The following is a 23,340-nucleotide window of genomic DNA, read 5'->3' on the forward strand; positions in this document are numbered from 1 at the left end:
AATGACGTCGGCACTGGCTCTTGCTGGGATCACCAAATCCTTTCCGGGCGTGCGGGCCCTGAAAGGCGTGTCGTTTTCTTTGCAGCCCGGAGAAATCAGGGCGCTGGTGGGGGAGAACGGGGCCGGAAAATCGACGCTGATGAAGATCCTTTCCGGCGCCTATTCGGCCGACGAGGGGCGCATCGAGCTTTTTGGCGAAGCGGTGCTCGACCCGACCCCAGCCGGGATGATCGCGCGCGGCGTTGCGGTTATCTATCAGGAACTGGCTCAGGCGCCGCATCTGACCGTCGCCGAAAACGTTCTGATGGGGCGGCTGCCATGCAAGGGCGCCCTGATCGACTGGGGCGAGGCAAAGCGCCGGACCATCGAGGTCATTGACCGGCTCGGTTTCGATGTCGATCCGACCGCTCGGATCGGGACGCTCTCCGTTGCCAAGCGACAGATGGTGGAGATCGCCAAGGCCCTGGCGCGCAATGCCAGGATCATCGTTCTCGACGAACCGTCGGCAGTGTTGGCGCAGGCAGAGATCGACCAGCTGTTTCGCGTCGTCCGGCAGCTGGCTCGTGAGAGCGGCGTTGCCTTCGTTTATATTTCGCATCGCCTGCGCGAGGTTTTCGAACTGAGCGACACGGTCACCGTTTTGCGCGACGGCACAGTCATCCACAACGGACCTTCCAATGGTCTGACGACGGACGATCTCATTCGCAGCATGGTGGGCCGGGAAGTGGGCGACGTCTTCCCCACCCGCACGCCCCGGATCGGCGAGGAGGCGTTGTCCGCTCAGGGCATTTCGACGCCAGCGCTGCTCAAAAATGTCAGCATCCATGTTCGAAAGGGCGAGATCGTCGGTCTTTTCGGGCTGGCGGGCGCAGGCCGCACCGAGCTTTTGCGCGCCATCTACGGCGCGGATCCGCGTGGTGCCGGCGAAGTCAGGATCAACGGCGCGATGGCCAGCATCGGTTCGCCGCGCGCCGGCATCAGCAAGGGGCTCGGTCTCGTGCCGGAGGACCGCAAGACGGAGGGCCTCTTCCTGATACAGAGCGTCGGCTTCAACATCATGTCGGCGAGCTTGGCGCAGATCGTCCGTTTCGGGCTTCTTTCTCTGCGCCGCGAGCGCAAAATCGTGAACGGTCTGATCGAACGGCTGCGGATCAGGACGCCGAATGCCGCGGCAGCGACGCAGAACCTTTCGGGCGGCAATCAGCAGAAATGCGTGCTGGCGAGGCTGGTCAGCGCCGGATGCGAGATCCTGCTGGCCGACGAGCCCACACGTGGCGTCGACGTCGGGGCCAAGCGCGAGATCTACGACCTGCTGGTCGAACTGGCGGAGGCCCGCGGGCTGGCAATCGTCATCGCTTCTTCCGAACTGCCTGAAATCCTTGGTTTGTGCGACCGGCTGTATGTCCTGAGAGAGGGCGAGGTGACGGCTGAACTCGACGCGCGCACCGCGACTGAAGAAGACGTCATGCACTTCGCGGCACTACATTAATGAGGGGACTACCATGAAATATCTTCCGCGCGGAACGGGTCTTGCCGGTGCACTGATCGTACTGATCATCGCCGCCTCGCTGATCTCTCCTCATTTTCTCAACCCCATCAACATCCTGAATGTCCTGAGGCAGGTTGCGCTCTACGGGATCCTCGGCATCGGCATGACATTCGTGATCCTCACCAAGGGGATCGATCTTTCGGTGGGGTCGATCGTCGCGCTGGTCGGCGTTACCGGCGCGGTGCTGATGGAGCAGGGGGTGCCCATCCCGCTGATGGTGCTGATCTGTCTCGCCATCGGCGCCCTCGTCGGTTGCGTCAACGGCCTCGGCATTTCCTATTTCCGCATTCCGGCATTTATCATGACGCTCGGCTGCATGGTCATGGTGCGCGGCTTCGCGCTGATGATCGCCGATGGCGGGACCGTCAATCCGGGAAAGCTCGCCGACAGTTTCTTCGTGCTCGGCGGCGGCTACATGCTGGGCGTGCCGACACCGATCTACGTCTTTGCGGCAGTCTGCATCATAGCCGCCGTCGTGCTCAGCTTCACGCAGTTCGGCCGGGCCATCTATGCGGTCGGCAGCAATGAGGAGGCGGCGAGGCTCTCCGGCATCAACGTGCCGCTCGTCATCTTCAGCGTCTACATCATATGTGGTGTGCTGGCGGCACTTTCCGGCCTGATTTTCCTGTCCCGTCTTTCCGTCGGCGACCCGAATTCCGGCCTCGGCCTCGAACTGGAAGCGATCACGATCGCGGTGATCGGCGGCACGTCGCTGTTCGGCGGCGAAGGCACTGTTCTCGGCACGATCGGCGGCGCCATGGTGCTGGCCATCATCGCAAACATTCTCAATCTCGCAGGCGTTTCACCATTCTCACAACAGGTGGTGAAGGGCGCGATCATCGTTCTTGCCGTGCTGCTCGAAGCCGGAAGAAAACCACGCAAGTAGCGTGTTAACCAGAGGGAGGACTTAAAATGCTCAACATCACCAGACGCATGCTCATTATCTCCGCCGGCCTCGCCACCGTCTTGACCGCCGCACCCGCCTTCAGCGCGGACAAGATCGTCATCGGCTTCTCGCAGGCGAGCTCGAACTCCGCCCACCGCAACACGATGACCAAGCGCAACCAGGCCTATGCAGCGGAACACTTCAAGGATGTCGATCTGATCGTCACCAACGCGGAAGGCAAGTCGGCAAAGCAGATTTCGGATGTCGAAAGCCTGATGGTCCAGGGCATGAAGGTTCTGATGATTTCGGCGCAGGATAGCGCCGCCATCGCTCCGACCATCAAGCAGGTCCTGGCGGCCGGCATTCCGGTCATCACGCTCGAGCGCGGCCTCGATATTCCCGTTACGCTGCATGTCGGCCCGCACAACAAACCGATCGGCACGCTTGCCGGCAAGTACGTAGCCGAGGCGCTGAAAGGCAAGGGCAATGTCGTCGAGATCAAGGGCGATCCGGCTGTCGCTCCCGCGGTGGAGCGCCATGAGGGTTTTGCCGAAGCCATCGCTGGTACCGAGATCAAGGTGATCGCCGAAACCCACGCCGACTGGGACCAGGAAAAGGCGTTGAAGTTCATGGAAGACGCGCTTCAGCGTTTCCCGGCCGGGCAGATTCAAGCCGTTTACGCCCATAACGACAACATGGCGTTTGGGGCGCTGCGGGCGATCCAGGCCGCCGGCCGCGACAAGGAAGGCATCCTCATCATCGGCATCGACGGCGAGAACGCCGCCATCCGCGCCGTTGCCAAGGGCGATCTGACCGCGACCTTCACATATTCCACCGTCGCGCCTGAAGGCGTTATTGCCGCGCATGCGCTTGCCACCAATGACACCGCAGCGCTGGAAAAGCTCGGAACCTTGACCAAGAAGGACGACGGCTCGATGGAAATCGAGATTGCGTCGAAGATGATCACCAAGGAGAACGCTGCCGAGTTCTTCTGCAAGGGCTTCGGCGACGACCCTGAATGCAAGTAATCCGATAGACTTCGAAGTCCGGCGCGACAACAGAAGCGCCGGACTTTGGTTCGAGATACAAAGATCAGGCCGTTGACCGTTCCCCGACCGCCCGAACCCCAAGGCCACCTGGTCTGCCTGATGGGCTTTTCCCCCGCGCCCCAGCCGCCGCGATGTCTGCCGATGAAATCGGCAAAACCTCCAATCCTGCAATTTTTGGTCTAGTCGTCTTCCCGCGGTCACAATTCTTTGAAGGAAGTTGGCGAAGCGTGCCTTGTGAGTGGCCGCCAGCCGTTATATCGCACAGTCATGCCGTCAATCTCATTAGTTATGGGGAATCCATGCAGATGTCCGAAATGCAACTGACGAAACGCCGCCTGCTCAGCGGTATCGCCATCGCCGCAGCTGCCGTAGCGCTTGTCGCCTGCAACGACAGCATGGACGCTGCCGATGCTTCGTCCTCCGGCAAGACCATGGCTGATGGCACCAATGTCGACACCATGCAGACGGCAGCTACCTCGGCGACCGAAATGCCGGAGTCCGATGGCGATGTCGACATGGCTGAGGTGCTGAAGCCCGGCGTGCTGCCGGAGATGGCGCTCGGCAAGGCCGATGCCCCGGTCAAGATCGTCGAATATATGTCGATGACCTGCCCACATTGCGCCCATTTCCACAACACCACCTTCGACACGATCAAGCAGAAATATGTCGACAGCGGCAAGGTGCAGTTCATTATCCGCGAATTCCCCTTCGACCCGCGCGCCGCCGCAGCCTTCATGCTCGCCCGCTGCAGCTCTTCCAATCCGGAACAGTTGAGCACGCCGGAACAGTATTTCCCGATGGTTTCGATGCTCTTCAAGCAGCAGCAGATCTGGGCTGCCGCCGATGATGGCCGCGCCGCACTGCTGCAGATGTCGAAGCTTGCCGGATTTACTGAGGATAGCTTCACGAAATGCTTGACGAACCAGAAGCTTCTGGATGAAGTGAACGCCACGCGGGAAAGAGGTTCCAAGGATTTCGGCGTCAACGCCACCCCGACTTTCCTGATCAATGGCAAGCGCTACTCTGGAGACATGCCGGTTGACACTTTGTCGAAGCTCATCGACAGCCTGCTCTGAACCGGATCGTTTCGATAGAACGGGCGACGGCGAAAGCCGTGCGCCCGTTTTTTTGTGGCTGCGTGGGAGCAAGGCGTACCCCCCTCTGTCCTGCCGGACCCGGGGTCGAGCCACGGGTCTCGACCCGTCCTTCGGACCCCCACAAGTGGGGAGATCGGCTGGGGGTGATGTTTCATCTTTCATGACCGTCGCTTCTACGGCTGCGCTGCATGAACGCTCAGTTGTTTGGGGAAGCCCTCGCCACTTGCCGATCTCCCCACCTGTGGGGGAGATGCCCGGCAGGGCAGAGGGGGGCTCCACACCCGCAGAGCGCTGCGGAGCGGCTGCATGAAGTTCAACAAGCTGCGCCTGGTCGGCTTCAAATCCTTCGTCGAGCCGACGGAATTCATCATCGAGCGGGGACTGACCGGCGTCGTCGGCCCGAACGGCTGCGGCAAGTCGAACCTCGTCGAGGCGCTTCGCTGGGTGATGGGCGAGAATTCCTACAAGAACATGCGCGCCTCCGGCATGGACGACGTGATCTTTTCGGGTTCCGGCAACCGCCCCGCGCGCAACACCGCCGAAGTGGCGCTCTATCTCGACAACGCCGATCGCACCGCGCCTGCCGCTTTCAACGACAGCGACGAGATCCAGGTCACCCGCCGCATCGAGCGTGAACAAGGCTCGCTCTATCGCATCAACGGCAAGGAAAGCCGCGCCAAGGACGTGCAGCTGCTGTTTGCCGACGCCTCCACCGGCGCGCGTTCGCCCTCGATGGTCGGGCAGGGCCGTATCGGCGAGCTGATCCAGGCCAAGCCGCAGGCCCGCCGCCAGCTGCTGGAAGAGGCGGCCGGCATATCCGGCCTGCATTCCCGCCGCCACGAGGCCGAGCTGCGGCTGCGCGCCGCCGAAGGCAATCTCGAGCGTCTCGACGACGTCACCTCGCAGCTCGAAAGCCAGATCGAGAGCCTGAAGCGCCAGGCCCGCCAGGCAAACCGCTTCAAGACGCTGTCTGCCGATATCCGCGCCCGCGAGGCGATGCTTTTACATATCCGCTGGGTGCAGGCGAAGGAAGCCGAGGCCGAGGCCGACAGCGCGCTGAACCAGGCGACCTCCGTCGTCGCCGAAAAGGCGCAGATGCAAATGGAGGCGGTAAAGAACCAGGCTATCGCCAGCCTGAAGCTGCCGGAACTGCGCGAGGGCGAGGCGCGTGCCGCCGCCGCCCTGCAGCGCCTGCAGATCGCCAGAAGCCAGCTGGAGGAAGATGCCGGCCGCATCCTGCGCCGCCGCGACGAGCTGACCCGTCGTCTCGCCCAGCTTGCCGAGGATATAAGTCGCGAGCAGCGGTTGGTGGCCGACAATGCCGTCATCCTGGCGAGGCTCGATGCCGAAGAGGCTGAGATTTCAGAAATCCTCGCCGATTCCGGCCGTTATGCCGAGGAAACCCGCGAGGCCTTCGAGGGTGCTGCGGCAAAACTGGCCGATAGCGAGCGCATCTTTACCCAGCTGACCGCCGAGCGCGCCGAGGCTGCCGCCGGCCGCAACCAGCTGGAGCGCGCCATCCGCGATCTGACGGACCGCCGGATGCGCCTCGAACGCCAGATGGACGAGGCAAACCAGGAACTGTCAGCCGTCGGCGAGAAGATATCAGGCCTGCCCGATCCCGACGAAAAACGCGCCATCGTCGAGGCCGGCGAGATTGCCGTCGCCGACGCCGAAGCCGCCGTCCAGGCGGTCGACCAGGCGCTTGCTAGCGCCCGCCAGACCGAGGCGCTGTCACGCCCGCCGGTCGATCAGGCCCGCTCGAGCCTGAATGCGCTGGAAACCGAGGCGCGCACCATTTCCCGCATGCTCGCCGCCGGTGCCGCCGCTGGCAAATCTCCGCCGGTTGCCGACGAGCTGAAGGTCGATCGCGGCTTCGAAACGGCACTCGGTGCCGCCCTCGGCGACGATCTGGAATCGCCGCTCGATGCCGAGGCGCCGGCCCATTGGTCGGACAACGGTGATGGCGCCGGCGATCCGGCACTTCCATCCGCTGTTGCGCCGCTGCTGGCCCATGTCCGCGCGCCGGCAGCGCTCACCCGCCGCCTGCGCCAGATCGGCCTGGTGGCGGAAGGAGATGCCGGGCTGCTGATGGCGGCGCTGAAGCCCGGCCAGCGGCTGGTGACGAAAGAGGGCGCGGTCTATCGCTGGGACGGCCACGTCACCGGTGCCGACGCCCCGAGTGCTGCGGCGCTCCGCCTTGCCCAGAAGAACCGCCTGGCCGAACTGGAAAGCGAAGCAGCCCTTGCCCGCGACGTGCTTGCCGAAGCTGAAGAGCGGCAGGCGGCCGCCGCCGAAGCGATCCGCGCGGAGGAGCGCCGGCTTGCCGAGGCGCGCGACATGAGCCGTCTTTCGGCACGTCATCTCGCGGAAGCGCGCGATGCGCTTGTTGCCGCAGAGCGTGCCTCCGGCGATCTGATCCGCCGCCGCGATGTCGTCAGCGAGGCCGCCAGCCAGTTGCGCACGCAGCTGGAAGAGATCGCCATCCAGGAAGAGAATGCCCGCATCGAGCTGGAGGACGCGCCCGATCTGACTGATATCGACGAGCGGCTGCGCTTCCAGCAGGCGGAAGTGGCGACCGATCGCGGCGCGCTGGCCGAAAGCCGCGCCCGCCATGAAAGCCTGGCGAGGGAAAACGAAGCCCGCCAGCGCCGCATCATGGCGATCGGCCAGGAGCGTGACACCTGGCGCCAGCGGGCGGCAAGTGCTGAAGATCATGTCGCGACGCTGCGCGAGCGCGAGGAAGAGGCGCGGGACGAGGCAGCCGAGCTCGAACTGGCGCCGGATGAATTCGACGACAAGCGCCGCGCTCTGCTCAGCGAATTGCAAAAGGCCGAGGAGGCGCGCCGCCAGGCCAGCGATCTCTTGGCCGAGGCCGAACGCATCCAGCGCGAGGCCGACCAAAAGGCGACGACGGCACTGTCGGAACTTGCCGAATGCCGTGAACGCCGCGGCCGCGCCGAGGAGCGCCTGGTTTCCGCCCGCGAGAAGCGGCAGGAAAGCGAAGGCCGCATCCGCGAGGTCCTGAACGTCGCCCCGCACGAGGCGCTGCAACTGACCGGCCGCCCGACCATGCAGGCGCTTCCCGATCCGCGCGAAGTCGAACGCGAGCTGGAACGCCTGAGGATCGAGCGAGAGCGGCTGGGTGCTGTCAACCTGCGCGCCGACGAGGAGCAGAAGGAGCTGAGCGAGAAGCTCGAAGCGCTGATCAAGGAACGCGACGACGTCATCGATGCGATCCGCAAGCTGCGCGGCGCCATCCAGAGCCTCAACCGCGAGGGCCGCGAGCGGCTGATCGCCGCCTTCGACATCGTCAACGCCCAGTTCCAGCGGCTGTTCACCCATCTTTTCGGCGGCGGCACCGCCGAGTTGCAGCTGATCGAATCCGATGATCCGCTGGAAGCCGGCCTCGAAATCCTCGCCCGCCCGCCCGGCAAGAAGCCGCAGACCATGACGCTGCTATCGGGCGGCGAACAGGCGCTGACGGCGATGGCACTGATCTTTGCCGTCTTCCTCACCAATCCGGCGCCGATCTGCGTGCTCGACGAAGTGGACGCGCCGCTCGACGACCACAATGTCGAGCGCTACTGCAATCTGATGGACGAAATGGCGGCCTCCACCGAAACCCGCTTCGTCATCATCACCCACAATCCGATCACCATGGCCCGCATGAACCGCCTCTTTGGCGTCACCATGGCCGAGCAGGGCGTCTCCCAACTCGTCTCCGTCGACCTGCAAATGGCCGAGCGCCTGCGCGAGATTGCCTGAGGTTTTCGTGAGGAGAGCCTTTGCGGTCTCTCTTGGCGTTCGCGGTGTGGATCCTCGGGTCAAGCCCGAGGATGACGGAGGGTGGGGAACCTGCTGACCAAGACAATGCTCCGGGCGTTTCCCCTCTTGCCATCGCGCCCTCCGTCTCCGTCATGCTGGGGCTTGACCCGAGCATCCACGGAGCCGCCGAGCGCAGACGCAATTTCCGTAAAGGTGCGGCGCGGTTTTGCGCCCAGAAATTGCGTAAAATCAAGGACTGAGCAATAAACACCAAAAAAGGTCGGCTCTCTTGTCGCTTGTACCCCATTTGGGTGATGCTCTTTTCGCTGACTTGCATTAGAAGTTGTTTCAACGCAACCTAATTACTCTGCTGGAAAGCGGGCGACCAGAGGTTGCGCATTGTCGAATTTGCGTGCGGTTTTCCGGGCGAGGGCAAGAACCGGAAACCGAGAGCAAATCTTGGGAAGTGGTGATCTATTTTCCCAGGAATTGCGTAAAACGAGATCAGGACGGTTCTGTTTTGAGAAAAAGCTGAATCGTTTTCGGGTTGAGGGACCCCCCGTCCGGTTTTCCTGGCCGGACGGAAACAAGGCTTTGCGGGACATTGTTGCAGTCCCGCAAAGCTTTTTTTGTGCCCTTTTTTCTGTTTGAGCACCTTTCAACCGTTTCGACGTCGGCCACAGCCAAGATTTATTGTGCAGCGCAACATTCTGCCGCATTTGTCGATTTTCATTTCAACACCAACGGATTAAGCTAATCTCGATTTGGTGTTGGGGGGAAGATGACCAAGTGGGTCTATAGGTTCGGCGACGGGCAGGCTGAGGGCCGGGCGCGCGATCACGAGATTCTGGGCGGCAAGGGCGCCAATCTGGCGGAAATGTGCGCGCTCGGACTGCCGGTGCCGCCGGGGCTGACGATCGTCAGCGACGCCTGCAACACCTATTACAAGAACGGCCGCCATATCGAGGATGCGGTGAAGGCGGAGGTCCGCGCCGGCATATCGGCGATCGAGGCGGTCACCGGCCGTCACTTCGGCTCCGTCAGCCAGCCGCTGCTGCTCTCGGTGCGCTCCGGCGCCCGCGTTTCCATGCCGGGCATGATGGACACCGTGCTCAATCTCGGCCTCAACGACGAGACCGTACAGGCGCTCGGCCATGATGCCGGCGACGCGCGTTTTGCCTGGGACAGCTACCGCCGTTTCATCCAGATGTATGCCGATGTCGTCATGGGCCTCGGCAACGACGCCTTCGAGGAGATCCTGGAAGACGAGAAGGCCAAGCTCGGCCATGAGTTCGATACCGAGCTCAGCGCCTCGGAATGGCAGCATATCGTCTCGCTCTACAAGAAGCTGATCGAGGAGGAACTGGAGCAGGAATTCCCGCAGGATCCCGAAGTTCAGCTCTGGGGCGCGGTCGGCGCCGTCTTTTCCAGCTGGATGAGCGCGCGCGCCGTCACCTACCGCCAGCTCCACAATATTCCGGAAGGCTGGGGCACGGCGATCAACATCCAGGCGATGGTCTTCGGCAATCTCGGCAATGCGTCGGCCACCGGCGTTGCCTTCACCCGCAACCCCTCGACCGGCGAGAGCGCGCTTTACGGCGAATTCCTGGTCAATGCCCAGGGCGAGGATGTCGTGGCCGGCATCCGCACGCCGCAAAGCATCACCGAGGAGGGGCGGATTTCCTCCGGCTCCGAAAAACCCTCGATGGAAAAGCTGATGCCGGAGGCGTTTCGCGAGCTCTGCCGCATCTGCACCGAGCTCGAGATCCATTACCGCGACATGCAGGATATCGAATTCACCATCGAGCGCGGCAAGCTGTGGATGCTGCAGACCCGTTCGGGCAAGCGCTCGACCCGGGCGGCCATGAAGATCGCCGTCGACATGGTCGACGAGGGGGTGATTACCGAGGACGAGGCGGTGCTGCGCATCGAGCCTTCCAGCCTCGACCAGCTGCTGCATCCGACAATCGATCCGCGCGTCACCCGCCAGGTGATCGGCACCGGGCTGCCGGCCTCGCCGGGGGCTGCCACCGGAGCCATCGTCTTCACCGCCGAAGAGGCGGTCGAGGCGGAAGCCGAAGGCCGCAAGGTTATTCTGCTCAGGGTCGAGACCAGCCCCGAGGATATTCACGGCATGCATGCCGCCGAAGGCATCCTGACGACCCGCGGCGGCATGACCAGCCATGCGGCGGTCGTTGCCCGCGGCATGGGCATCCCCTGTGTCGTCGGCGCCGGCACCATGCGCATCGACGTGCGCAACGAGCGGCTGCTCGGCGTCGGCGTGACGCTGAAGAAGGGCGATATCATCACCATCGACGGCTCGGCCGGCCAGGTGCTGAAAGGCGAGGTGCCGATGATCCAGCCGGCGCTGTCGGGCGATTTCGGCCGCATCATGGGCTGGGCCGACCGCGCCCGGCGCATGACGGTGCGCACCAATGCCGATACGCCGGCCGATGCGCTCGCCGCCCGCTCCTTCGGCGCCGAAGGCATCGGCCTTTGCCGCACCGAACACATGTTCTTCGAGGGCGAGCGCATCCACGTGATGCGCGAGATGATCCTGGCCGTCGATGAGAAGGGCAGGCGGCTGGCGCTCGACAAGCTGCTGCCGATGCAGCGGCTGGATTTCACCGGCCTCTTCACCGTCATGCACGGCCTGCCGGTAACGATCCGCCTGCTCGATCCGCCGCTGCACGAATTCCTGCCGAAGACCGATGACGAGGTCGCCGAGGTCGCCTTCGCCATGGGCATGGAGGCATCCGTGCTTCGCCAGCGCGTCGATGCGCTGCACGAGTTCAACCCGATGCTCGGCCATCGCGGTTGCCGGCTGGCGATTTCTTATCCCGAAATCGTCGAGATGCAGGCCCGCGCCATCTTCGAGGCGGCGGTCGCCGCAGCGAAGGAGACAGGCGCTGCCGTCGTACCGGAGATCATGGTGCCGCTCGTTGGCCTCCGCACCGAGCTCGATTACGTCAAGGCGCACATCGATGCTGTGGCCGGCGACGTGATGAACGAGGCCGGCATGAAGATCGATTATCTCGTCGGCACGATGATCGAGCTGCCGCGCGCGGCGCTTCGCGCCCATGTCATTGCCGAAGCCGCCGAATTCTTCTCCTTCGGCACCAACGACCTGACGCAGACCACCTTCGGCATCTCGCGCGACGACGCCTCGGCCTTCATCCCCACCTATCAGCGCAAGGGCATCATCGAACACGATCCCTTCATCTCGCTCGATTTCGACGGTGTCGGCGAATTGATCAGCATCGCTGCCGAACGCGGCAGGCGCACCCGCAACGACATGAAGCTCGGCATCTGCGGCGAACATGGCGGCGACCCGGCCTCGATCCGCTTCTGCGAGACGATCGGCCTCGATTACGTCTCCTGCTCGCCGTTCCGCGTGCCGATCGCCAGATTGGCTGCGGCGCAGGCGGTGATTGCAGGCAATCTGGAGATCAGGCGCGGTCCGAAAGACCTGCGGGCAACCGTGTAGGATAGTCGCTGGAGTTGGGGCAGGGCGCCCGTGGCAGTCAGTGACGATGCCGCCAGCGATCGCGGTAGATATAAGGCCCGTTCAGCTCCCAGGCCATGTTGTTCATCATCTCCGCACTCTGCGCCCGCGATTCGGCGCGCCGGTCGAGATCGATGCGCTGCAGGCAGGTGGCAAAACCATCCGTGCCGCGGCGGAAGCCATAGCTCAGGCACCGCTGCTCATCCGCCGCCCGCCGCTCCTCCGGCGTCATCGTCTGGCAGGCGGAAAGCCCGGCGACGATGGTGGCTAGGACTGTGATGAGAAGACGAATGCGCATGGGTCTGTTCCTTGAATGCTTTCTCAGAGGAAAGGCCATTCGGGCGAGGGCGTCAAGTTGCTCTTGGTCCAGGAGATCGCTGAGGCTTAGATGATGACGCGAACCGTCTGCCGTTGCGTCTCACTCGACCTCTCCTCCCTCATTCCTGTGCTCGTCACAGGAATCCAGCCACCGCGCGTCGGCGCGGTGAATGACGCTCATAGGCGAAGCCGGTCTCCTGCGCCCAAGGACTTGGGCGCACTGGATTCCTGTGACGAGCACAGGAATGAGGGAGATTGGGGTGACGCTCTCACCTGACTTCACGCCGCCCCAGCCGGATCCCCGATCGGCAGCAGCGCCGGATTAAGCGGCGGATCCTGAGGATTCTTCGTATCAGCCGGATCCTGCGCCGGTGTCAGCGGCGGTTTTTGCTGGATGGGGTCGGGAATGCCGGGGGTCGGCGTCGGGCCGCGCGGTGTGTCGGCATTGGGTGTCGGGATCGGGTCTTTGTTGGGCATGAGTGCCTCCTTTTCGAAAAAGGAACGGCAGGCTTGGCACTTGGTTCCACTTTCGCTTGCCAACCTTTCTATGCATGAGGGCCATTCCTATGTATGAGGAAAGCTTGCAAACCTTGGAACGAGCATGGCCCTTCGCGATCGATTTTCGAAAAAACTGAACTGTCCGCAATGCGGCAATGAGGGCTTTGCCGAGGCCTCGGAAGTTGATGATCCCAAGCGCAAGCACCCGGATTTCAGGGTCGATCAGCTGCCGCGCGGTTTTGGCGTGCAGCGGCCTTCCAACCACCAGGAAAATTTCGTCATCAAGTGCGAATGCGGGCGCAAGTTTCCCTTCCGCAGCGTTGCGGAAGCAGCGGCCGAGCGGCGCTAACATCTTGATCTAGAATTCAGATCCGCTCCAGCAGTTCGATGAAGGCATCGGCGAAACGCACCAGCGGCGCGGTCTCTTCGTCGGGCGCCTGCATGCGGATCTCGGTGCCGTTGCCGTCGAGCAGCGCCAGCACGACGCGCATCTCCTGGCCGTCGCCTGGAATGCGCAGCACGGCGATGCGCCGGCAATCGTCGATGAGGCCGCCGGCCGGCAGGTCGAACAGCAGTTCGCCGCCGGAGCGGGCCGCCGCCTGGCGCACCGCCTCGCAGAAGCCGGCATCGCCGCCGGCATAACCTTCGAGCGAAAGTTCGAGCTCAAGCAGCTCCATCGGCAGCATCGGCTCGGACTGATGGTCGATCCCGCCAAGCGCAGACGCCTGCGGCCTTGCTGCAATCTCGGGTGAAATCATCCCGTCTCTCCTCTACATCTGGAGATAAAACCCCGGCAGAATGACCTTTTTTTGACATATCAGCAAGGGCTTATGAAGCCGCCGCCGGTTCGTCATGGCCTTCGCCGAGGAATCCAACGCAATGCCTCAGACAATAGTTTCAATTTAGCCGAATCTTGCCCCAGATCCGGATGATGTTAGGCCGGGCCGGCCTAGAGCCTTTCCGGGTTAGATTGCAGCATTCTGCCGGAGCAGGTTTTCGTCAGGGCAAAGGCGATTGGCGAAGGGCATACCCCAAGGTACGTCCGAGCCGATCGCCTTTGCCCTGGCGGAAAGATGCCCGGCCCTTCGGGTTGGCTGAAACGGGCCGGCTGATCGACCGGCCGGCTTGGCCGTAGAGCCGGGCTACGACACGCGCCGGCCGGTCGACCATCCGACTCCGTTTGAGCCAACAGAATGCTGCAATCTAACCCGGAAAGGCTCTAAATCTGAATCCGGATCTAATTCAATGAATAGAACATGATGTCGTCCGAAAACCGCTTCACACTTTTCGGCATCATGCTCTAAACAGGTGCATGGCGATTTGCGTGGTCGAACGCGCGGGCGCTGACGAGCAACCGGTAAGTTTGATGGCCATCCGCTTCGACCGCCCCGTTTCCAACGCCGCCCGCTTTTCGCGGCTGCTCGCGGCGTTTTCCCTGGTGCTGGCGCTGGCGGTGATGATCGCCCATCGCTTCGGCGGCCTCGCCACACCCTATCTGGTACTGCTGCTGATTGCCGCCGCCGGCGGCGCGCTGCTTGCCGTCATGCTCGCCGCAGTCGGGCTGCGCAGCCTCTGGATGACGGGGGCCGAGGGCGGGCTGGCGGCGCTGGCGGCGCTGATCTTTGCCGCCTTTCCGCTCGGCCTCGGCGCCTATGCCACCGAGCGTTACATGACGCGGCCCGATATCTACGACGTTTCCACCGATCCGGTCTCCGCACCCGACTGGCTTTCGCCGCCGCACTCCGACCAGATCTGGCTGAAGCGAAACGTTGATGTGACGCCGGAGGATCGCGAAAAGCAGCTCGCCGCCTATCCCGAACTCACCGGCCGGCGTTATGAAGGCGCGCTCGACCGCGTGCTCGAAGCGGTGCGCAAGGTCGCCAAGATGAGCGGCATTACCATCACGAAAAGCAGTGGCGACACTGAGCCCGACCGTGATGCCGAGGACAAGCCGGTGAAGCCGCCGGCGCCGGGCGACGATGCCGTGGCCGATGCGCCCGATACCATCCCCGTGCCGACGCCGCGCCCCTATGACGATGACGTCGCCAAGCTGATCCGCGGCGTCAACGGCGTGACGCTGCAGGGCACCACCCGCACGCTGATCCTCGGCCTGCGCTTCGATATCATCATTCGGCTCCGCGAAGAGGCCGAAACCACCTTCGTCGACATCCGCGTCGCCTCCCGCTACGGCCAACACGACCTCGGCTTCAGCGCCGAAATCGCCGGCGACTATCTGAAGGCGCTGGATGCCGAACTCTTGGGAATTGCGGGTGGGTGAGCCGCGGTGCCGCCGAAGGCGGCAGCAATCGATCCAGTGAATGGATTGCAGCGGCGAACGCCCTGAGCCCAAGCGAAGGGCCGGGATGGGGTGCGGCAAACTCGACAACCTGCGGGCCGCAGCCTCTCTCCGACCTCATCCTGAGGCGGCCCCGCAGGGGCCTCGAAGGACGAGGCCGGCCACTGGTATCTCCTCCGGCAATGGATGCGGCCGCAGCGCGCATCACCCGCCCCCGTCCTTCGAGGCTCCGGCCTCTGGCCTGCGCGCCTCAGGATGAGGGCTGATCGGTGTGCCATGTGGCTGGTGGGCTGGTCGGTCCCGCAAGACCGTAAGGAAGGGGCCGGCGAAGCCGGTCTTTCCTTACAACGCCTATGCGGGATTCGAGCGCGCTCGCGTCGGCATAGTGGGATAGTTAAGATGAGAGGGTGTGCCGTGTGGCCCCCTCATCCGACCCTTCGGGCCACCTTCTCCCCGGCGGGGAGAAGAGGACACATGCCGCAACCTCTCCGTCCCTCGCTACCTCTCGCAGGGCACGTCCCCTCGCCCCGCGAGCGGGGGTCCGGAGGACGGGTCGAGACGAGTGGCTCGAGCCCGGTAAGGTTAGGGTGAGGGGCAGCCATCCGCGCGAAGGCAGAGACCCACTCACTCCTCCACCACCAACCACCCCGTATACCGCACCACCAACCCCGTCAGTCGCCCGCCGATCTCCACATGGAAGTGGAACCGCCCATCCCGCTCCTCCTCATAAGTATCGCCACCCGGCGCCAGAAACATCGGCAGCGGAACCCCTAAAAACCGCCAGCCGCGCACCACCAGCCGCAGCTTTTCCCCATCCGGCACCGGCGCCATCAGCACCCGGAACGGACCGAAGACCTCGGTGAGCAGATGCCGGTCGCGGCCTTTTCCCTCGACCTGGAAGCTGTGGAAGATTTTGCCGCCGAAATCGCGTGTCCAGATCTCCTTGTCACCCTCGGGCACGAAACGCACCGTCACCGGCACATCCTCGCCCGCCTTGGGAAAGCCGATCACCCCAGCAACGATCCTCGCCAGCACTCCACCGCCACGCTCGATCCGCGCCCGGCCGGAGGCGACGCGCGCGCCGCCGGCATGCAGGGCGGCGAGGGCGGGCGGCAGCCGCTCCCAGGCGCTGCCGAGTATCCTCTGGTAGAGCGGCTGGCGTGCCTCCTCGTTTTCCATGCTGATGCCGGATGTGATCGAAAACCGCTGGAAGGCCGCTTCGAAATCCGCAAGCTGCAATTCGCCGGCCGCCGGCCGCGCACCATTCTCCGGCCGGATGCCGGTCAGCAGCCGGCGCACCAGCGCCTCCACGCCGATAACAGGAATGAACGGCCCGTCATCACCTTCGGCAATCAGATGCCAACCGCAGGACAGCCGCTTTCCCGCGTGATCGACGCCGCCGACGCGGACGAACATGCCGCCGCGATGTTCGCCGATCGCGAAAGCGTGGCTGGCGCGTTGCAGCACCGGCGCAAACGGCAGCAGCGACGGCAGGAGCCTGAGGCGGACGAGTCTTGCCGCAAGGCTGAGCAAGTGCTGCAGCGGCTGCGGCTCCGTTCCGACCCCGGTGAAGCTGGATTTGAGATCGGCAAAGCGGGCCGGCAGCAGCTTGAGATCCGGCGCATCCACCAGCAGGAATTTCCGGCTGCGCAGCGGCTTAACCCCCGGCGGCGCCACCGTCACCCGCATCGCATCGATCAGCCCGCGCCCGGAGGCCGGCTGCCCATGGCGCAGCACCGGAACTTGTCTGCCGGCATAGCTTGATATCGCCCTCACGACATTGAGCCCGATCTTGACATGCGCCGACGGGGCAATGCCGGCTGCGACAGTGTCGACCCGGGAGAAATGCGGCGCCATCGCATCCAGTGCGGCGAAGGAAAGCGCAGGCAGGCTGCTCAGCCCCGACAGAGCGAAGGTGCCCTTGGCCTTGGCCGCCGCATCGAGCCCACCGATGCCGGCGACGAAACCGGTGCTGTCGGCGATATCGGCATAATCGATGCCGAGATTTATGCAGGCCTCGACCACCTTATAGGCATCCTTGCCGAAGGTCTGGAACGGCCCCGAGGCATCGACGACCAGATTGGGCCTCATCCGCGTCAGCTGTTCGGTGAGATCGCCGTCTCGATCGAAGCTGACGGCCTGCACCAACGCGCCGAGATTATTGCTTCCCAGGCCCTCGGCACCATCTTTCGGCGTCCGGAGATCTGCGACGAAATCGTCAGCCTTTTCCAGCGACCGCCCCCCAACCAGCAGCCTGAGCCTGGGTTGATCGCCAAGCAGCCGGGCAAGCCGCCCGCCAAACGTGCCGTAACCGCCGATGATGAGCAGCGAAAACCGGTCCTCGCTCATGTGATGAAGCGGCTGCGCTGCTGCGGCGTCGGCACCATGCAGCTTTGCCGCCCGGCAATCTTCAGCCTGTTGCGGGCGATGAATTCATAGAGCGCATTGGCCACCCGCCGCGGCACCAGCCGGAAAATCTTGACCAGCGAATAGGGAAAGCCGAGGCCCGCCACCATGCGGATCGAGCCGTCGGACTTGAAGAAGGCGCGGCCGTTTTCGATCAAGATATTGGTCTCGTAGTCGCGCGCGTGGAGCCCATAATGCCGGTAGAGCGCGGCGCCGAGCGGCGTCTGTGCGGCGAGGAAGCGGTATCGCTGCTGCTTGTCATGTTTCAGCGCGAACTTCACCCAGCCGGAGCAGAACACGCATTCGCCATCGAAGACGATCAGCGGCCGGTCATCGGCAAAGGCGGGCACATCAGGGTCGTCGCGATAGCTGTAATCGGCTTGCGGCTTCATTGTCATATCCTTGCCGCCGGCCGGTAAAGGGCGGCAAGCGAAGGCGGCCCATCCGCCGCAATCTCGCCGCGCTCCAGAAGATCCTCGATATGGGCGAGCACCGAAAGGGCGGCCGCCCCATGCAGCTTCGGATCGGTGTCGCGATAGATCACCTTCACCATCTCGGCAATCTCAGTGTCGCCGGCCCGCACACGAGCCAGCACCGCCTGCTCGCGCCTGAGGCGATGCGCCTTCAGCGCCCTGAGGAATCCGGCCGGCTCCGTCACCGGCCCGCCATGGCCGGGCAGCAGCAGCCGGTCGTCGCGCGAAATCAGCCGCTCGAGCGAGGCCATGTAATCCGCCATCGACCCATCCGGTGGCGCGACGATCGAGGTCGACCAGGCCATGACATGATCGCCGGAGAAGAGGATGTCACGACCCGCAAGCGCGAAGGCGGCGTGATTGGCCGTGTGCCCCGGCGTCAGCACCGCTCTCAGCGCCCAGCCATCGCCCGACAGGGTCTGACCGTCACCGAGCGTGATGTCGGGCACGAAGGATAGATCCGAGCTTTCGGAAAAGGGGTTGATCTCGCCGTCGCGCAGCGGCCGCGCCGGCCGGTGCGGCCCCTGGCCCACCGTCACCGCCCCCGTTGCCGCCTGCAGCCGGCGGGCCAGCGGTGAGTGGTCGCGATGCGTGTGGCTGACGAAGATATGCGTCACCGCGCGGCCGGCAAGCGCTGCCATCAGCGCCTGAAAATGCGCCTCGTCCTCCGGCCCGGGATCGATGACGGCGACGGAGGAAGAGCCGACGATATAGCTGTTGGTGCCGAAAAAGGTGAAAGGGCCGGGATTGTTCACTGTAACCCGCTCGACCCCTGAAACCACCGGCACGGCTTGCCCATAGGCCGGCTCGAAAGCGAGGTCGAATGCGGGACTGTCCATGAAGGAATGATCTCGGGCCGATGACGTCGCCAATTCCTAGCACGACGGCGGGTGCTGCGCAGCGCATAAATCTGCGCCGGGTTAAACTTAGTCATTGTGACAGGCGAAGAGCTTTGCTAATCAGGCGTCGATTTGAGCAAGCGGTTTCCGCTCAAGCTCTGGTGGGGCGTCGCCAAGCGGTAAGGCAACGGTTTTTGGTACCGTCATCCCTGGTTCGAATCCAGGCGCCCCAGCCATTTTTGTTCTGAGTATTGGTTATGGCCCAAGGTACCGGTTACCACGCGGCACCCAGCCCCAATCGCAAGTATATTCAATTAACCAACCAGCGCTTGAGTGGTTTGCGATCGCAAGATTTGAGGGGTGACCGTAGCCATTCCCCTTTCCGACCGAAACCACGCACTGTCCGCTGCCACCGTTTGGCAACACCACGCTTCCAGTGAATTTAGCGCCGTGGTGGGTGGCGACGATAAAGTCCGGCAGGGCCGTCAACCTCGGGCGAACTAGATCGTAGTCGGCGTCACCCATAAAAAGAACCGTCTTGCCCGATTGCAAGGCTGTTTGAACGCATAGGCCAGTTTGATTGAGATTGCCCGCCTTACCCTTGCAGCGCCCCAGCTGTAGGGGCCCAGCCGACACATTCGCAGAGCTCACGCCCAGAAGTCGATTATTAGTGGCAAGCTTCTCGGCGACCAACTTGGCGCCCGGTCCAAGCCGCTGCACCGGCACAAGCCAAGTGCCATCCGCAAGGCCCGCAATTGCGTGATAACCATGCAAATGATCCCAATCCCAGTGAGAAAGGATCACTGGGGCATCGGGAACTTTCAGCTCCGGCTTAATGAACGTCGTCTTTTTATTGTAGGAGATCGGCCAGCCAGCATCCAAGTGAAAGAGTTCATTTCCGTGCTCGTCGATCGCGCTGCAGAAACTCGCCTGCCCGACATCTCGGACGACAATTTTGTGGGGCGGGTTCGTGCCGCTGAGGAGATTGCTCGCAATACGGCTCTTTCCGATTGCACTTTCCGGAAACTTGCAGGCCTCCGCAATCGCCTGTGCTAGAGCCCGCTCATTTCCGACTGCTGCTCCGACTGGGCTCAGGGGGCTGTCGCCCTCCGAGAACAGATAACGGATTTCGTCCAGAACCAGAGGTACAATTTCTTCATAGCCAGCGCCGCCCAATGAGGAAGCCCAAGCAAAAGGTCCCGACCTTTTTTCTCGCGGCAATAGGTCGATCCGATACCACTGGCCATCGCTAGCTTCTCTAACATCAGCAAGATGTCGAAAGTTCTCAGCGGTTGTCAAAATCTTCAACACAGCGAGACGAGACCGATCGGCTCTATCTGCTATGGTTGCCAGCGCCTCGTCGGCACTCATCCTCGCGTCAATAGAATCGAACTCGAAAGCGACTCGATTGGCTTTCGGCAGGACCAAATCGTCGTTGGTGATAGCCTCTGACCGAACCAGTCGTGCGATCAGGCTGACCGGCCCCTCTCTCAAAAAACTCATCGCTTAGCCCCTAGCGGTTCCCGCGCACGCGCTTCGCCTTCGGCGCGGCAACTCGCTCGGCTCGGATGCGCTCCAGCAGGACACTCGCCGGCTCGTCGTTTTCGTCCTGGGGCACGAGTTCGCCGCGGAAGGCTTTGGCCAAGATCGCCTCGTCCAGCCTGTCCACCAGTTCCAGCGCGCGCGTTGCCTCCGTCGCAAGCCGGTCGATTTTGGCGAAGGCGGAGTCTATGCGGCGGACGATTTCATGTTGTTCGCGGGCGTCGCAAGTGGGAACAGGCAGCCCTCTGCACAGCTCCAATGTTAAGTTGCTTTGGCCCGCGGTGGCCTTAGAGTCTCGTTTCGCCCAATCCAACATCGATTCAGATAGCAACCAGTAAGTTAGGTATCTCCTGTCCAAATATGGGAGAGGGCGGAATACGGCGATTGCTTGGTTTATGTTCCACTCGGTCCAGTCATCGGGGACGATAGATACTTTCCCCAACGGAGGACCAACGATATTCATCAGAACATCTCCAGGCTTGGTGATTGATCTTCTAAGCTCTCCCAAATGGGTGTCACGGTCTATGAACGTCGGATCGCGCGAGAAGTCCAACGTTCCATCGAAGGTCAGGTTATAGACTTTGATAAAGGGGATCTCAGCCGTCTGCCCATTCATCTTTTCCTTCTGTGGGGTCGTTCCCTTCGTTATCGGTGCCGTCAGAGCTTCGGCGCGGAGCCATGACCAACTTGCTGGAATTGCAAATGGGTGCATGTTCTCAGGAACATAGATCGCGTGTGGGTCGCTTGGCGCAAGTCCTTGGGAATGAAACCAAGCCTTGCGAGCTGCCAAAATAGCATCCTCGGTCAATGCGACGAACCTCTGGTGAGCTCTCCAACCCCGCGTCAACTCTCCACTGAATGCCTTGTTGAGCGTGGCCTGCTTATAGCGGGAGACGAGGGTTTTGATGCGGGCGAGTTCAGTGCGAGCGCGGGCGGATTTCGCGTGCAGCGTATCCACCTTGGCCACGATGCGCTTTTGCTCGGGCAGGGGTGGGAGGCAAATGTGCAGAGCACGTATCTCGGGAAAGTAGATTGTGGTATGCGTTGTGCCCTTGCCGAACTTACGAAGACCATCTCCTTCGGCCACGAGTGCTTGCATAAGAAATTCTGGAAGAAGCGCTTCGTAGCACGTCCAAGTGGCGAAGTCTTGGCTTGTCGCCATCGCCCGCCCCATGATGGTTACATAACCAACGGAAGCTGTTCGCGACAAACATACGGTTCCCTCTGGAAGAAGGCGTGCAGACGAGTTCGTGAGCCCCAGAGGGTTCGTCGTCTGTAAAGTGTCGTAGATTTTGCCCCCGTGATGCAGTCTTGCGTCTCTTATGCCGATCCAGGGAATTTCTCCTCCCCACCATTCTGGATGTGACCGGCTAGGAGTGTGCCCAGTTTCCTGCTGAGCTACTAGGCTCAGGGGAACCCACTCCCAGCCGGAAGGCGCGACCTCGGCAGGCTTGTTGATGGCTAGCGCTGCCTTTCCTCTAATGTGCATGCTTGATGTCTCGGCACTCATGCCCGTTCGCCCCCGGGGGAAGGACCCATAACCGCACTCATTCCGCTGCCTCCGGCAGGTCTAGCTCGGCGATCACCGCTCCGATCTCCTGCATGGCGGCCTGCAGATGGCCGAAAATGGCGGCGGCAATGTCGTCTGGCTCAATGAGGCCCTCTTCCGCCTCGTCCTCCGCCTCGCTCAGCCATGAAATATCGAGATTGTCGCCGCGGGCAGTAATTTCCTCGCGGGTGAATTTGCGCCAGCGCCCAGTCTCGCCCTCGTGCTTCCCGCGCTCCGCGCCACAGGGGCTTTTGCCAAAGGCTCTTTCAAAACCTTCGAAATGGGCCTCCGTCAGCGGAGTCGTCTTGCCGAACTTCGGCATCTGGGCGCGCTGATCATAGATCCAGACGGCCTTGGTGTTACCCGTTTCGGTCTTGCCGCGTGTAAGGAAGATGACATTGGTCTTGACCCCTTGCGCATAGAAGATGCCGGTGGGCAGGCGCAAAATCGTGTGCAGGTCGCACCAGTCCATCATCATCTGCCTGAGCGCCTTGCCGCGTCCATCTTCAAACAGCACGTTATCCGGTACGACGATGGCCGCCCGGCCGCCGGGCCGCAGCGCGCGGATGCAATGTTCGACAAAGGGAAGCTGGTAGGAGGAAACCGTGGCGGTGACTGACAGATCCTGTCGGGTTGGCGCGCCGCCCGCAGGACCGAAGGGCGGATTGGTGAGGATTAGGTTTGCACGGCCAAGCGCGGTGCCCTTGTCGGAAAGCGTATCGCCGAGATGAACATGATCGCTGTCGATATCGTGCAGATAGAGGTTCATCAGGAGCAGGCGCAACGTGCCCGGCACGTTTTCCATGCCGTGGAAGGCTTGGCGCTTCTGGAACTCCTGCTCCCTTTCTCCGAGATCAAAATAATCGCCGTTACGGGCGCGCATGAAACGGTCGGCGGCGATGAGGAAGCCGCCGGTGCCGGCGGCGGGGTCCTGGATCACCTCGCCGGGCTTGGGCTGCATGAGGCGTACCAAAAGCTCGATAAGCACGCGCGGGGTGAAATACTGCCCGGCGCCACGCTTGGTTTCCTCCGCGTTCTTCTGCAGCAGGCCTTCGTAAAGATCGCCGAACTGGTCGCGCTCCTCGGAGAACCAGTCGAGCTCATCGATGGCGGTGACCAGCGTCGTGAGATTCTGCGGCTCGCGGATGAAGGTGGAGGCGTTGTCGAAGATTTCCTGCACCATCTCCGGCAGCGGGCGGGCATCGGCATAGCGCTTACGCTCTTCCGGCGTCGCATTGTCGCCCGGTGGCAGGATGAGGGCGTCATCCTTGCCGAGGCGGGTGCTGACGGTGCCGAGAGTGACGAGTGTCTTGCGGTAAAGTTCGAGCTTGGCGAGGCCATTCGCCTGGACGAGATCCGCCCAGCGCATGGTTTTCGGCAGGCTGCCCGTCTCCCGGTTGCGCTCGGCCATCATCTTCAGGAACAACAGATAGGTCAGTTCGGTGACATATTGCTGGTAAGTTATACCGTCTTTCCGCAGGACGGTGCAGAGGCGCCAGAGTTTCTGGACGATGGCATTGGCATTCATCGCGGCATTCTTTTCTGATCAGGGATCGGTGATGCGT

At 62.7% G+C, this 23,340-nt stretch carries 17 protein-coding genes, 1 tRNA gene and 1 pseudogene; 10 read left to right on the top strand and 9 right to left on the bottom strand.

Annotated elements, in window-relative coordinates:
* Position 1 precedes the first annotated feature (1 nt).
* From AC25BC_RS03560 to ppdK, 6 genes are all read left to right on the top strand, one after another.
* Positions 2-1,489: a sugar ABC transporter ATP-binding protein gene (locus tag AC25BC_RS03560; RefSeq protein WP_128407835.1), complete on the top strand. Its 1,488-nt coding sequence runs from the start codon at positions 2-4 to the stop codon at positions 1,487-1,489.
* Positions 1,490-1,502: 13 nt separating this feature from the next.
* Entirely contained in the window at positions 1,503-2,435 is a 933-nt protein-coding gene (locus AC25BC_RS03565) for an ABC transporter permease (protein ID WP_128440099.1), read from the top strand.
* Between the two features lie 26 nt (positions 2,436-2,461).
* The gene (locus AC25BC_RS03570) at positions 2,462-3,463 is read left to right on the top strand and encodes a substrate-binding domain-containing protein (protein ID WP_128440100.1); all 1,002 of its coding nucleotides are present in this window, start codon (positions 2,462-2,464) and stop codon (positions 3,461-3,463) included.
* A gap of 326 nt (positions 3,464-3,789) precedes the next feature.
* Positions 3,790-4,560, top strand: a complete 771-nt coding sequence (locus AC25BC_RS03575) for a DsbA family protein (protein WP_432431589.1) — start codon at positions 3,790-3,792, stop codon at positions 4,558-4,560.
* Positions 4,561-4,887: 327 nt separating this feature from the next.
* Complete coding sequence (locus AC25BC_RS03580; protein ID WP_128440102.1) at positions 4,888-8,349, top strand: chromosome segregation SMC family protein; 3,462 nt, start codon at positions 4,888-4,890, stop codon at positions 8,347-8,349.
* A gap of 781 nt (positions 8,350-9,130) precedes the next feature.
* Positions 9,131-11,836 carry a pyruvate, phosphate dikinase gene (ppdK, locus tag AC25BC_RS03585; protein WP_128440103.1) on the top strand — a complete coding sequence of 902 codons (2,706 nt, stop codon included), beginning with the start codon at positions 9,131-9,133 and terminating at the stop codon, positions 11,834-11,836.
* Between the two features lie 37 nt (positions 11,837-11,873).
* Here ppdK and AC25BC_RS03590 read toward each other — a convergent pair whose 3' ends face one another.
* The gene (locus AC25BC_RS03590) at positions 11,874-12,152 is read right to left on the bottom strand and encodes a hypothetical protein (protein WP_128440104.1); all 279 of its coding nucleotides are present in this window, start codon (positions 12,150-12,152) and stop codon (positions 11,874-11,876) included.
* Between the two features lie 135 nt (positions 12,153-12,287).
* Between AC25BC_RS03590 and AC25BC_RS03595 the strand changes: the two are divergent.
* A pseudogene (locus AC25BC_RS03595) lies at positions 12,288-12,443 on the top strand (tRNA lysidine(34) synthetase TilS); the annotation flags it as partial.
* A gap of 8 nt (positions 12,444-12,451) precedes the next feature.
* Here the strand turns inward: AC25BC_RS03595 and AC25BC_RS03600 are convergent.
* Complete coding sequence (locus tag AC25BC_RS03600) at positions 12,452-12,649, bottom strand: hypothetical protein (RefSeq protein ID WP_012756389.1); 198 nt, start codon at positions 12,647-12,649, stop codon at positions 12,452-12,454.
* Between the two features lie 124 nt (positions 12,650-12,773).
* On the opposite strand from AC25BC_RS03600, the gene AC25BC_RS03605 reads away from it, so the two are divergent.
* The gene (locus AC25BC_RS03605) at positions 12,774-13,019 is read left to right on the top strand and encodes a hypothetical protein (RefSeq protein ID WP_017993219.1); all 246 of its coding nucleotides are present in this window, start codon (positions 12,774-12,776) and stop codon (positions 13,017-13,019) included.
* Between the two features lie 16 nt (positions 13,020-13,035).
* Here AC25BC_RS03605 and AC25BC_RS03610 read toward each other — a convergent pair whose 3' ends face one another.
* Positions 13,036-13,428 carry a hypothetical protein gene (locus AC25BC_RS03610; RefSeq protein ID WP_017993220.1) on the bottom strand — a complete coding sequence of 131 codons (393 nt, stop codon included), beginning with the start codon at positions 13,426-13,428 and terminating at the stop codon, positions 13,036-13,038.
* A 608-nt stretch (positions 13,429-14,036) separates the two neighbouring features.
* Here AC25BC_RS03610 and AC25BC_RS03615 point away from each other — a divergent pair.
* Positions 14,037-14,948 (top strand): DUF1499 domain-containing protein, encoded by a 912-nt coding sequence (locus AC25BC_RS03615; RefSeq protein WP_128440106.1) that lies wholly within the window; start codon positions 14,037-14,039, stop codon positions 14,946-14,948.
* 642 nt (positions 14,949-15,590) lie between these two features.
* Here the strand turns inward: AC25BC_RS03615 and AC25BC_RS03620 are convergent.
* From AC25BC_RS03620 to AC25BC_RS03630, 3 genes are read right to left on the bottom strand one after another with little or no spacing between them, the layout of a single operon-like run.
* Complete coding sequence (locus tag AC25BC_RS03620) at positions 15,591-17,315, bottom strand: saccharopine dehydrogenase family protein (protein ID WP_128440107.1); 1,725 nt, start codon at positions 17,313-17,315, stop codon at positions 15,591-15,593.
* Positions 17,312-17,770, bottom strand: a complete 459-nt coding sequence (locus tag AC25BC_RS03625) for a thiol-disulfide oxidoreductase DCC family protein (protein WP_128440108.1) — start codon at positions 17,768-17,770, stop codon at positions 17,312-17,314. The genes AC25BC_RS03620 and AC25BC_RS03625 overlap by 4 nt, the downstream gene beginning before the upstream one ends.
* Positions 17,767-18,684, bottom strand: a complete 918-nt coding sequence (locus AC25BC_RS03630; RefSeq protein ID WP_128440109.1) for an MBL fold metallo-hydrolase — start codon at positions 18,682-18,684, stop codon at positions 17,767-17,769. The genes AC25BC_RS03625 and AC25BC_RS03630 overlap by 4 nt, the downstream gene beginning before the upstream one ends.
* A gap of 162 nt (positions 18,685-18,846) precedes the next feature.
* Between AC25BC_RS03630 and AC25BC_RS03635 the strand changes: the two genes are divergently transcribed.
* A tRNA-Gln gene (locus AC25BC_RS03635) sits at positions 18,847-18,920 on the top strand.
* Between the two features lie 19 nt (positions 18,921-18,939).
* Here AC25BC_RS03635 and AC25BC_RS03640 read toward each other — a convergent pair.
* Genes AC25BC_RS03640 through AC25BC_RS03650 form a run of 3 tightly spaced genes read right to left on the bottom strand, consistent with a single transcriptional unit; the run spans position 18,940 to position 23,303 of the window.
* On the bottom strand, positions 18,940-20,187 hold the full coding sequence (locus tag AC25BC_RS03640; protein WP_128440110.1) for a ComEC/Rec2 family competence protein: 1,248 nt from the start codon (positions 20,185-20,187) through the stop codon (positions 18,940-18,942).
* Between the two features lie 10 nt (positions 20,188-20,197).
* On the bottom strand, positions 20,198-21,736 hold the full coding sequence (locus AC25BC_RS03645; RefSeq protein ID WP_128440111.1) for a restriction endonuclease subunit S: 1,539 nt from the start codon (positions 21,734-21,736) through the stop codon (positions 20,198-20,200).
* Positions 21,737-21,773: 37 nt separating this feature from the next.
* Positions 21,774-23,303, bottom strand: a complete 1,530-nt coding sequence (locus AC25BC_RS03650) for a class I SAM-dependent DNA methyltransferase (protein ID WP_128440112.1) — start codon at positions 23,301-23,303, stop codon at positions 21,774-21,776.
* Between the last annotated feature and the right edge of the window lie 37 nt (positions 23,304-23,340).

The organism is Rhizobium sp. WSM409, assembly GCF_057653825.1.

Bases quoted from the DNA above. Each gene is read 5' to 3' on its own strand.
- AC25BC_RS03560 (WP_128407835.1), top strand. From the start codon at position 2: ATGACGTCGGCACTGGCTCTTGCTGGGATCACCAAATCCTTTCCGGGC.
- AC25BC_RS03565 (WP_128440099.1), top strand. From the start codon at position 1,503: ATGAAATATCTTCCGCGCGGAACGGGTCTTGCCGGTGCACTGATCGTA.
- AC25BC_RS03570 (WP_128440100.1), top strand. From the start codon at position 2,462: ATGCTCAACATCACCAGACGCATGCTCATTATCTCCGCCGGCCTCGCC.
- AC25BC_RS03575 (WP_432431589.1), top strand. From the start codon at position 3,790: ATGTCCGAAATGCAACTGACGAAACGCCGCCTGCTCAGCGGTATCGCC.
- AC25BC_RS03580 (WP_128440102.1), top strand. From the start codon at position 4,888: ATGAAGTTCAACAAGCTGCGCCTGGTCGGCTTCAAATCCTTCGTCGAG.
- ppdK (WP_128440103.1), top strand. From the start codon at position 9,131: ATGACCAAGTGGGTCTATAGGTTCGGCGACGGGCAGGCTGAGGGCCGG.
- AC25BC_RS03590 (WP_128440104.1), bottom strand. From the start codon at position 12,152: ATGCGCATTCGTCTTCTCATCACAGTCCTAGCCACCATCGTCGCCGGG.
- AC25BC_RS03600 (WP_012756389.1), bottom strand. From the start codon at position 12,649: ATGCCCAACAAAGACCCGATCCCGACACCCAATGCCGACACACCGCGC.
- AC25BC_RS03605 (WP_017993219.1), top strand. From the start codon at position 12,774: ATGGCCCTTCGCGATCGATTTTCGAAAAAACTGAACTGTCCGCAATGC.
- AC25BC_RS03610 (WP_017993220.1), bottom strand. From the start codon at position 13,428: ATGATTTCACCCGAGATTGCAGCAAGGCCGCAGGCGTCTGCGCTTGGC.
- AC25BC_RS03615 (WP_128440106.1), top strand. From the start codon at position 14,037: ATGGCCATCCGCTTCGACCGCCCCGTTTCCAACGCCGCCCGCTTTTCG.
- AC25BC_RS03620 (WP_128440107.1), bottom strand. From the start codon at position 17,315: ATGAGCGAGGACCGGTTTTCGCTGCTCATCATCGGCGGTTACGGCACG.
- AC25BC_RS03625 (WP_128440108.1), bottom strand. From the start codon at position 17,770: ATGACAATGAAGCCGCAAGCCGATTACAGCTATCGCGACGACCCTGAT.
- AC25BC_RS03630 (WP_128440109.1), bottom strand. From the start codon at position 18,684: ATGGACAGTCCCGCATTCGACCTCGCTTTCGAGCCGGCCTATGGGCAA.
- AC25BC_RS03640 (WP_128440110.1), bottom strand. From the start codon at position 20,187: ATGAGTTTTTTGAGAGAGGGGCCGGTCAGCCTGATCGCACGACTGGTT.
- AC25BC_RS03645 (WP_128440111.1), bottom strand. From the start codon at position 21,736: ATGAGTGCCGAGACATCAAGCATGCACATTAGAGGAAAGGCAGCGCTA.
- AC25BC_RS03650 (WP_128440112.1), bottom strand. From the start codon at position 23,303: ATGAATGCCAATGCCATCGTCCAGAAACTCTGGCGCCTCTGCACCGTC.